The sequence below is a fragment of the Flectobacillus sp. genome (assembly GCF_049240685.1).
Lineage (GTDB): Bacteria > Bacteroidota > Bacteroidia > Cytophagales > Spirosomataceae > Flectobacillus.
Genome location: NZ_JBMLSD010000121.1, coordinates 32,094 through 43,113 on the forward strand (window position 1 = coordinate 32,094; position 11,020 = coordinate 43,113).

Consider the following 11,020-nt stretch of genomic DNA (forward strand, 5'->3'; position numbering starts at 1 on the left):
GTTGCCTCGTACCCAAAATATAATTTAAACACTCTTTGCCTTATGCCTGTTGCCTTATGCCTTATGCCTTTTGCCTTTCAACAACACTTAAACCAAAACGCTAAAATAACCTCAACTTTAACTAATTACTATGAAAGTGAATGAAAATATACCTCGCGATGAAGCCCTATTGAGTGAATTATGGTCACGTTTTAAGGACGGAGATGGAGAGGCTTTTGACCAAATTTTTGCCTTACGATATCGCGAACTTTTTAATTATGCTACTCGATTTACCAAGGATAAAGAGTTTATCAGGGATTGTGTACAAGACCTTTTTCTTGAAATGTGGTCACATCGAGAAGGTTTGGTCGACAGTCCTTATGTGACTGTTTACCTCATTAAATCTTTGCGAAATAATCTTTTCCGCAAACTCAAACTCGAAAAAAGATTAGGTGAATCTACCAACCTAGATGATGAACTTTATTTCCTTTCTGATGGTCAATCAACCGAGACGGCATGGATAGACGCCGAGTTGCTTCATGAAAATGAGCAAACGATACGCGATGCAATTGCGCAACTTCCCAAGCGACAGCAAGAGGTAATTTTCTTGAAATATTATAAGGGACTTTCTAATGAAGAAATTGCTTCTGTGATGAACATAGAAAAGCAGACAGTCGCCAACTTTTTGCACCGTTCGCTGACAAGTTTGAAACGCAATTTGGTCTCGATTGCCGAGCTCCTATTTTTACCATTAATAAATCTTCTTTTCCTGAAATTTTAAATAAATCAGCTAAAAACCCTTACCCAATTTGAGGTACTCGCAACCAAAGTTTTGACTTTGGTTATTCTTGTTTATGACCATTTTAGTATTAATCCTGTTGTTTATTGTATTTTAAAATATTGATATTCAATGTTTTGTATGTTTTTTTTAAAAAAAATCCTACCTAAAAGAGTATTGAATTATCAACTCGTACTATATCATATTACAAAGGCTAATAATCCAAATTTATCTATGCAGAATTATAAGAATTTTAATACGAAGGATTTTATTCTCGACGATGCCTTTTGCCGATGGGTTCTACAAAAATCTGAGACAGATAATCAGTTTTGGAACCAATGGTTAGTAGAAAACTCTGAGAAGTCTCACCAAGTGATGATTGCCAGGGAAATTATCCTAAAAATCCAGAGTGCTCAAAATGAAATTACCGAAAGTGAATTAAACGAAGAGATAAAACGGTTTTCTGAAAAAAGAAAACAACTCGAAAATACAAGATTAACCTCTAAACCTAATTTTACCATTCTTCCATGGTACAAATGGCTCAAATACGCTGCCATATTGGCAATCGCCATTGTAGGCTTTGCGCTACTGACCGACCATGATACCATGAAGAAGCTAACTTTTTCTGAAACTCCTTATGAAAAAAGGACCAAGATGCTTGACATCGCACTGGTGGAAGTAAGTAACGAAGGCAGCGAAAACAAAACCGTTAAACTCCCTGATGGTAGCCATGTACTACTTTCAAAAAATAGTAAAATAAGTTATCCAAAACCATTTGGAGTTGACCAAAGAGCCGTTTATCTGAGTGGCGAGGCATTTTTTGAGGTCGTAAAAAATCCAAGCAAGCCTTTTGTTGTATACGCTAACGAACTAGCCACACGGGTTCTTGGAACTAGTTTCACCATTAGTTCTTATGATAAGGATAACGAAGTAAAGGTAATTGTCAAAACAGGTAAAGTGGCGGTTTTCCCTTTGGGACTAGAAGATGAAGTGTCGGATAAAAAACCTGAAGTGATGCTTACGCCCAACCAAAAGGTCGTATTTAACAGGATTGATAATCAAATGAAGCGCTCCTTGGTCGAAATCCCAGAGCCCCTCAACAGGAAGCCTGATTTTGAGAGATATTTGGTATTCGAAAATAGTCCTGTGACTACAGTTTTTGAAAAGCTTTATGAAGTTTATAATATTCCAATGGTATATGATACTGCCTTGATGGAAAATTGCAGAATTACCGCCGAGCTGGGGAATCAACCTTTGTTCCAAAAGCTTGATTTGATATGTAAAGCAATCGATGCCAAATATGAAGTTATAGATGGTCAAATAGTCATACACGCTAAAAAATGTAATTAACTTATAAACAGTTCTATACCAGAAATTAGTACCCATTTCAACAAAAAAGTCGAAGGTGTTGGAGCACCTTCGACTTGACTTTCCCAACATGTTGCGCTAACAACTTCCCACCTACGCTAATAGGTTGGGCTGGGATTATTTTGCTCATTCTTAACAAAAGTCAAAACAAGTTATGAAAAAATTTACGAAACAAATCAAGATTTTGTTGAAAATCATGCGCTTTTCTCTTTATCAAATTCTGTTAATTTTTTTATGTGCCACCTTTGCAGTGGCGCATAAAAATCACGGGCAAGAGTGTTTGAACCAAAGAATTGCTCTTCATTTGGAGAACAAACCTTTGGATATGGCTTTGCGACAAATTAAGAAAAATGCCTCTGTGAGTTTTATTTACAGTCCACAACTTATTGGCTCTGAGCGTAATGTGACCATACTCGCACAAGGCGAGTCAATCAAGACTATTCTATTTAAGCTATTATCTCCTTTGGGTATTACTTATGAAGTATCGGGTTCGACTATCATTTTGAGCCGAGCCGAGAAGCCAATTATTGCGCCACTGCTGGCGCTGAAAAACCCCATTTTAGAGTACATAGTTGAGAAAACTATCACAGGCTTAGTACTAGATGAAAAAAATCAACCAATGCCCGGGGTAAATATTTCGATTCGTGGTACTTCAAAGGGTGTGTCCTCGGATGCTGATGGGAGATTTTCTATTCAAGTACCCAATAATAATACTGTATTGGTGTTTTCGTTTGTGGGCTACAAAACGCAAGAGGTTGCCGTTGGGAGCCGCTCAAAAATGGAAGTAATCATGCAGGTAAACAACCAAGCGCTTGATGAAGTTGTAGTGGTAGGTTATGGTGAGCAAAAAAAGGAAAGCGTTGTAGGAGCCATTACCACCGTTAAAATGGCAGATATAAAATCTGCTGCACCACGCTCGCTCAATAATGCTTTGGCTGGAAAAGTAGCTGGGGTAATAGCCGTGCAACGAAGCGGGGAGCCAGGATATGATGACGCACAGTTTTGGGTAAGAGGAATTAGTACTTTTGGCGCAGGTGCCTCGCCTTTGGTCTTGGTAGATGGTGTTGAAAGGCCAATTAATAATATAGAACCCGAGGAAATAGAATCCTTTTCGGTGCTAAAAGATGCCTCAGCAACGGCAGTATACGGGATTCGTGGCGCCAATGGGGTAATTTTAGTAACCACACGAAGAGGTGTAAACGACAAACCTTCGATTAGCTTTAAATACGAGACAGGTTCGAATTCACCTACGATGTTACCGCAAATGGTAGATGCACCCACCTATTTGAATCTTTATAATGAGGCGCAATTGGCATCTAATCCCAATTTTGTGACGCCATATACCCCCGAAGTAATTGCAAAGTATGCCTCTGGAGCAGACCCCTATCTGTACCCAAATGTGAATTGGATAGATTTGTTAGTAAAGAAAAATACACCTACCAAACGTGCTAATTTGAATATTTCGGGCGGTTCGCCCAATGCCAAGTATTTTGTTTCGGCCACTTATTATGATGAGGAGGGTATTTGGAAAGGTGATAATTTGAACAGATACAATACCAATGCAGGTTTGAAGCGCTATAACTTCAGAGCGAATACAGATGTTAAATTAGGCAAAACAACAGAATTAAAATTGGGCTTGGGTGGTATTTTGATTACTGCCAATTATCCTGGCGCCTCAGCTGGCTCTATTTGGAGTGACGCTCTTTTTAATACACCTGTGGGCTATTCGCCTACCTATCCCTACGACAACCCTGCGGGTTTTGTCTATGGTGGCGTAAATGGTATAACTAACCCTTATCAATCACTCACTGGTAAAGGCTTTGCTACCGAATGGAGAAATAATATTCAGTCTGATTTAACCCTCAATCAAGATCTTTCGGGTATAACGGAGGGTTTGAAGATTTCTGGAAAATTTGCTTTTGATGGCTATAATTACCACTTTATTCAGCGCTATCGTTCTGCTGTAGATACTTATACCGCGCCTACACGAGATGCCAACGGTAATTTGTTGCTGACAAAGCTAGTAAATGGCAATGCTGATTTGGGCTTTTCGAAATCATCGGGTGGAAATCGACGTATATACATGCAGGCAAACTTGAATTACGAACGCACTTTTGGACAACACTCGGTGAGTGGTCTAATTTTATACAACCAACAAGACTATCAAAACGCCGACGCTACTGATGCCATTAGCTCATTGCCGTTTAGATTACAAGGGGTGGTAGGTAGACTTTCTTACAGTTTTAAATCAAAATACTTTTTTGAATTTAACGCAGGTTATAACGGCTCTGAAAACTTTGCCAAAGGACATAGATTCGGTTTTTTCCCTGCTGTAGCTGCTGGTTGGGTGGTTTCTCAAGAACCCTTCTTTAGAGACAATGATGCCATTCAATACCTAAAATTAAGAGCATCGTATGGGCTTAAAGGAAACGACCAAATTGGGGGACGTCGTTTTGCTTACCTGACTACCGTCGGTGGCGGCAATGGCGGATATACTTTCGGACAGGACGTAAATAATGGTTTTGGAGGCCGTGGTGAAGACCAATGGGGTGCCGATTTGACATGGGAACAGGAGGTCGAAACCAACATAGGTATGGAAGTGCGCTTTCTTCGTGGCTTTTATCTTCAAGCGGATATCTTTAAAAGAAACAGGTCTGGAATTTTTATGCAAAGAAATTCATTGCCCGCCATTTTAGGCTTACAGAATAATCCTTGGGGGAATATCGGAGAATTTGAAAATAAAGGAATCGATGCCAATATGGAATACAACAAAAAAATTGGCAAGCTGAATCTCGGTTTGAAAGCGAATGTAACTTATGTCAAAAATAATCTTATAAACGACGATGCGCCAGATTATAAATATACCTATCAAAATAGGAGAGGAAAACGCTATCAACAACCTTTTGGATTGGTGGCAGAAGGACTATTTACATCAGAAGACGAAATTAGTAGTTCGCCAAAACAGACTTTTGGCCCAGTTAGGGTAGGAGATATCAAGTATAAAGATGTGAATGGTGATGGGGTAATCGACTCTTACGATGAAGTAGCCATTGGTAATCCTCCTACTCCGCAGTTGGTTTATGGCTTTGGTACTTCGTTAGGCTTTAAAGGGTTTGATGTATCTGCTTTTTTTCAAGGAGCAGGCACCATGAGTTTTATGCTAGGAGGAGTAGGGTTCTATCCCTTTGCCGAAGGTGGTTTACGTGGCAATGTAAATGTGAATGCACTTAGTAGATGGACACCCGAAAATCCAAGCCAAGATGTTGTTTTCCCGCGATTATCATTCGGAACAAATTCTAATAATTTTCGCTCGTCATCTTGGTGGCTAAGAGATGCAAGCTATTTAAGATTAAAAACGGTTGAAGTTGGTTACACGATTCCTAAAAAACTTACTCAAAAATTAAAAGTGAACACAATGCGATTTTATGTGGCTGGGTTGAATTTGCTGACCTGGAGTGCTTTCGATTATTGGGATCCCGAACTCGGAAATGGACGTGGTGCTGTTTATCCAATCCAGAAAAATATGACATTGGGGCTAAATATTAGTCTGTAATTCAGGACATAATGCAGTTTATTGGAATCTGAAAACCATTTTTCCTTGGTCAAATTTTACAAAAATATTACTATGAAAAAAATTACCATTTTTTTATTGTTCATAGCTAGTTCAATGAATATCTCTTGCGAAGATTTTTTGGATAAGCAACCCGATGATATGCTTACCATCGACGCCGTATTCACGACACGTTTGGAAGTAGAGAAATATCTTGCCAATGTGTACAGCTATTTACCAGACCCAGCCGATCCTTATGCCAATTTTACACCTGTTTCGGATGAAGGTGATTTCGTATGGACTTCTATCGGAGCAAATGCTATCAATACTGGTAACTGGGGGCCAACTTCCATACCCTACGATCGATATTCATATTACTACAAAGGCATTCGTGCTGCAACCGTTTATATCAATTCGGTAGAAAAATGTGTCGAATGTGAAGGCGTTACTCCTGGTATAAACCTACGGACAAAAGCCGAAGCAAGAGCCCTTAGAGCCTATTACTATTTTTTGCTTTTGAGACAGTATGGTCCTATTGTTTTGTTACCCACAATTATTCCTGTTGATGCTTCGAATGCAGAAACGACAAAACCTAGAAACTCCTACGACGAATGTGTGAAATACATTGTAGATGAACTTGATTTGGCAAGCAAAGATTTACCAACTGTTACCACCAATGTGATAGATTACGGTAGGGTTGATAAACGAACAGCCATGGCAATGAAAGCAAGAGTATTGCTATATGCGGCTAGTCCTTTATTTAATGGAAACAACCAAGATTTTGCAGACTTTAAAAATGCCGATGGTAAGGCTTTAATTACGAATGCTTTTGATATAAACAAGTGGAAACTCGCAGCGGATGCGGCTAAAGCGGTTATAGACCTTATGCCAAATGGTTTGTACAAAAAAATGGATGCCTCAGGTAATTTTGACCCCTTTGCTTCTTATCGTGACGTTTTTATCGATCGTTGGAATACCGAAATTATTTGGGCTCGACCAAGTTCAGGAACTAATAACTGGACTGTTCATGCTGCTCCTCGACAAATGAAAGGTTGGAATGGTTTGGGAGTAACTCAACAGATGGTAGATGCCTATCACATGGCCAACGGTAAACGTATTGACGAAGCAGGTTCAGGCTATGTAGAAACGGGTTTGTCTTCAACTGATACCAAATATACCAAGGCTTTGGATTGGAATATGTATCTCAATCGAGAACCAAGATTTTATGTAAGTATTCTTTATAATCATGATACATGGGTGTTTACAGGAGCCTCAGGAACACCCATACAGTTATACGCAACAGGTGCCTCAGGAAAAAACGGTTCGCATGACCATACTGAATCGGGCTATTTACTCACCAAGTTTGTAAGTCCCAACAGCGATGTTCCCAATAACAGATACACTACGCAATCTTGGGTCTATTTTCGTTTGGCAGAAATGTATTTGAATTATGCAGAAGCACTCAATGAATATAGTCCGACTAATGCAGATGTCTATAAATATGTGAACCTAGTACGAGAAAGAGCTGGAATACCTGTACTGCCCACTGGATTATCTCAAGCAGACATGCGTGAGCGCATTCGTCATGAACGACGCATTGAACTAGCTTTTGAAGAACATCGATTATTTGATGTTCGTAGATGGAAAATTGCCGAAAGTACCCAAGGAGGCCCTATGTATGGGATGAATGTGAGTAAAGGTACTAGTTTTACCGATACCGAATTTTACCAAAGAACAGTATTTGAAACACGTGTTTTCGAGAAAAAACACTATTTCTGGCCAATTCCACAATCAGAAATCGACCGTAACAAACAAATGATACAAAACCCAGGCTGGTAAGAGAAAAAAGAAGCTCTTATAATTTCGTCAAATGATTTTACCCATTGAAACTCAATGTTATCGGCTTGAGCCACGTAAAAGCTGGCATATAAACCACAAACGTGAGTCATCCCAAATTTAGCGATTGAGTAATTGAGCGGATGAGTGATTATGTTAAAATTTAGATTCTCTTAGAAGAGACGCAATGCTTGCGTCTCAATGCTTGCTTCTCAAACCAAGTAAATCTAGCATGATAGCCTCAAAAAAGGGGTTGGGAAATATTTTCCAACCCCTCTTTTATGAAAATTTGTAGGATAATCTCAATCCCAAAATTTGGGAGTACTCATGGTAAGTTCATGTTCTGAAAGAGTTTCTACAATAAACTCCTCTATCACAATTTTGCCTCAGTAAGTTAGCACGCAAAATAAAAATCAATTTTTGAGCTTTCGGCTTTGGGCATTCAGCAAAAACACATCTATAGTCACTAAAAAACTATTCAACACCCTTTGTTTGTTGCCTTGTGTTTAAAATAAAAAACTTAAAGAAGGGCAACATTATTTTTGAGAAAGTACTTTTCTTACATCTAAAGCCAGCTCGTGACTCGTATAAAACGGCGAAAAACCTTTTTTGAAACCCGTTACATGAGTCAGAAAAAAGCCGTAAACCCCATTCGTTTTATCAATCCAAGGATAAGCTCCTGCCCAAGAGGGACTGCTAAGAAGGGTGGCTTCTCCATGAGCGTTCACCTCTTCTCGCCATTCTCCCAAGCCATAAATAGCTGTTCCTTTTCTCCCCCTTGCCCGCTCGACAAATTCCCCAGCCTGAACTTGGGCATTGCCTACCCAGTCTTTTTGCATTAATTCAATCGTTTTTTCGGATAGAATTCTTTTTCCGTTGAATACCCCTTTATTAAAAATCATATTCAAAAAATTGGCATAGTCCTGAAGCGTTGAGCGAGCCCCCCCACCCAACATAGGGGCATGTCCTCCTGCCGAATCCACTGGCGTAAAGTGAGTATTCTTCATCTTCAAAGGTTTGGCTAGTTTTTCTTGAAATAATATTTCCCAGTTTTTGCCTGAGGCTAATTCTGCTATTCGCCCTGCAACCTGCATAGCCAAACCTCCGTATTTGAATTTTGTACCAGCAAGTGTATCAGCAGGTAGTGGCAGCAGATTGGCAACCGAAGTGGGCAAATCCTGAGCAATATCAATTGGATTGCCTTCGGGCTGGTAATCAGGATAACCAGCGGTATGTGAGAGAAGTTGAGCTAAAGTAGCTTCTCCCTTCGCATCGGTAAAGTTGGGTATCCAATGATTAACTTTGTCATCCCAATGTAATTTTCCTTCGTCAACCAAGGTGGCAATTGTGGCGGCTACCAACCATTTACCAGCCGAGGCAATATACACAACCGTTTCGGGGCGATACTTCCCAAAGTATCGTTTGTATCGAATGTGATTATGTTGAAAAATAACGATTGAAGCACCCTCATAATGACCACTATCTATCCAGGCTTGAATTTTATGTTGGATAGGCATAAATTTCTCGGTTGTTTTTTGAGCAAATGTCGACCTAAAAAATCCACAAATGCAGAGGATAACAAGAAGTTGTTTCATAAAAAATATCTTAATTTTCAATCAAAAAACTTTGTTCGACTGGCTCAGCAGATTGTACTTTTCCTAAAATGCCATACTGCCACGCCACCACGCTTACTTTAATCGGCATCTTTGATTTTGGGGGTATTTTAGTAAAAACTAACTGCTGATTTTTGATAAAAGCTGGCCCTTCTTTTACATAAAATATCACGGGTAATCCTACGTTGGAGGTAGCTTTTAAATCTATAAAAGGTATCTTCTTTCGGGAGTTTGCAATAGGTTCAAATGAAATCTTCTGTGACACACCTTGGGTGTTTTTCAGAGGGAATTTTATCTCAAATTGCTGAACGGCAGATTTATAAACCTCATCGCCATCATGATGGGCCAAAAGCCAAATAGCGTTACTACGTTTTTTATTGTTAAATCCCATTCGATAAAAACTGATTTGAAAAGTGCTGTCATCGAGCTTCTTGACAGGTCCACATATGCGGTCAATTTGAATCGCTGTATTAGGATGATTATTGATCACTTGAGTTTTGGAGGTATCACTAAAAAAAGCTTTGAAATGAAAACTAATCCCATCTGATAGTGGCTTAAAAGTAGGCTGATATTGTGCATGATTTTTGGATGGAACTAGGATTATTTCTTCTTGGATAAGCCCAATGTATTGCATTTTTTTACTTCGAGCTTTTGCATAAAAAATCTCTGTTGCCAAAGCATGTTCTTTGTCAAAACACCAAGTAGCCGTATATCTATTACCACTAAATTCAGAATACGGACGAGCTGGGGCAGTGGGTAGGGAGTCCTTTCTCCAACGGTCAATCAACCAACCATTTTGAGGAAATACAGGTCGTAAGGTTTCACCGCTTTTTTTCGGAAGGCGGTATTTAACAGCTTTTTCAATAAACAATCCTACATAATCTATCATAGATTGGTGAGTGTCAAAATGACCATGTCCAGCGTCTGCAAAGAAAGTAATGGGTGTTTTTGGATGTTTGGATACATACCGAAAGCCTGGTTCTAGCCGTTTTTCCCACCATTCGTATTCGCCCATAATAAATAAACTTGGTACGCCCTCAATCGTTCTATGTTCCCAATCTGGATTCGCCCGACCGTAGCCAGTGAGGTTGGTTTGGGGGGTATCGCCATGTACCGAAATAATCGCCAAAGTTCTGGCAGGATTCCAAGCCCCAAAATTCCAAGGGTAAGTGGCCATGGCTGAATGCCCCAGAGGAACAATGGGCGCTGTCGACAGTTCGTCATACCCCGAAACCTTGGCGAGGGCATCCATCATGGTTTGGAAATGTTTGGGAGCATCTTTATGAAAATCAAAAGGAAATTCTAAAACAGGCGTAACCCAAACCTCGGCCAGACCTAACTCAGTAAGTTTTTTCCTAAAATTTCCATTTTCCAACATGCCTTCTTCAACCATATTGTGCATTCCAACGACCACACCTTTCACTTTCTTACAATTCTCAGGAATCCACAAAAAGGCTTGCGGATTGGCGTTGGTTTCCTCGCTAATGAGTCCTTCTACATGGGCAGACCACTGCCAGACTTGCGCGCGTGTAGGGAAGAAAATATTCAGCAGTAGGAAGATAAAAATGATGCGTAGCTTCTTCATAAAAGTATTTTTGGCTGAATAGGAAGTCGTTATTAGTTGATGGTATATTGGTTGTTTGTAGATATTCATAATCAAAAGGTTCTAGTCAAAATTTTGCCTCAGATATACTATTCCTTTAATCTATCCTAGGCTTACGAAAATTTAGTCATGAATCATATCCCAATACACCACATATCGTTCTCGATGAATCAAAAATCCTTTTCTGAACATAGTTAAAAGGTTTGTTTTCAGAAAAGATGGATTAATGACCTGTCAAATACCCTTTTTTTTAAAAGTTTAATATAAAGAACCTGATTACTGGATGAAAATTT

6 protein-coding genes are annotated in these 11,020 nt (G+C 39.4%); 4 read left to right on the forward strand and 2 right to left on the reverse strand.

The genetic code is table 11. The features are described 5' to 3' along the window. Positions 1-130 precede the first annotated feature (130 nt). The 4 genes from ACOVQ4_RS05635 to ACOVQ4_RS05650 all read left to right on the forward strand — a co-directional run bounded on the left by ACOVQ4_RS05635 (position 131) and on the right by ACOVQ4_RS05650 (position 7,514). On the forward strand, positions 131-760 hold the full coding sequence (locus tag ACOVQ4_RS05635) for an RNA polymerase sigma factor (protein ID WP_421819676.1): 630 nt from the start codon (positions 131-133) through the stop codon (positions 758-760). A 231-nt stretch (positions 761-991) separates the two neighbouring features. Beyond that, complete coding sequence (locus ACOVQ4_RS05640) at positions 992-2,107, forward strand: FecR family protein (RefSeq protein ID WP_421819677.1); 1,116 nt, start codon at positions 992-994, stop codon at positions 2,105-2,107. 172 nt (positions 2,108-2,279) lie between these two features. Beyond that, the gene (locus ACOVQ4_RS05645) at positions 2,280-5,678 is read left to right on the forward strand and encodes a TonB-dependent receptor (RefSeq protein ID WP_421819678.1); all 3,399 of its coding nucleotides are present in this window, start codon (positions 2,280-2,282) and stop codon (positions 5,676-5,678) included. Between the two features lie 72 nt (positions 5,679-5,750). Next, complete coding sequence (locus tag ACOVQ4_RS05650) at positions 5,751-7,514, forward strand: RagB/SusD family nutrient uptake outer membrane protein (RefSeq protein ID WP_421819679.1); 1,764 nt, start codon at positions 5,751-5,753, stop codon at positions 7,512-7,514. Positions 7,515-8,047: 533 nt separating this feature from the next. Here ACOVQ4_RS05650 and ACOVQ4_RS05655 read toward each other — a convergent pair. Continuing rightward, the gene (locus ACOVQ4_RS05655) at positions 8,048-9,106 is read right to left on the reverse strand and encodes a serine hydrolase domain-containing protein (RefSeq protein WP_421819680.1); all 1,059 of its coding nucleotides are present in this window, start codon (positions 9,104-9,106) and stop codon (positions 8,048-8,050) included. A 10-nt stretch (positions 9,107-9,116) separates the two neighbouring features. Continuing rightward, complete coding sequence (locus tag ACOVQ4_RS05660; RefSeq protein WP_421819681.1) at positions 9,117-10,709, reverse strand: hypothetical protein; 1,593 nt, start codon at positions 10,707-10,709, stop codon at positions 9,117-9,119. Between the last annotated feature and the right edge of the window lie 311 nt (positions 10,710-11,020).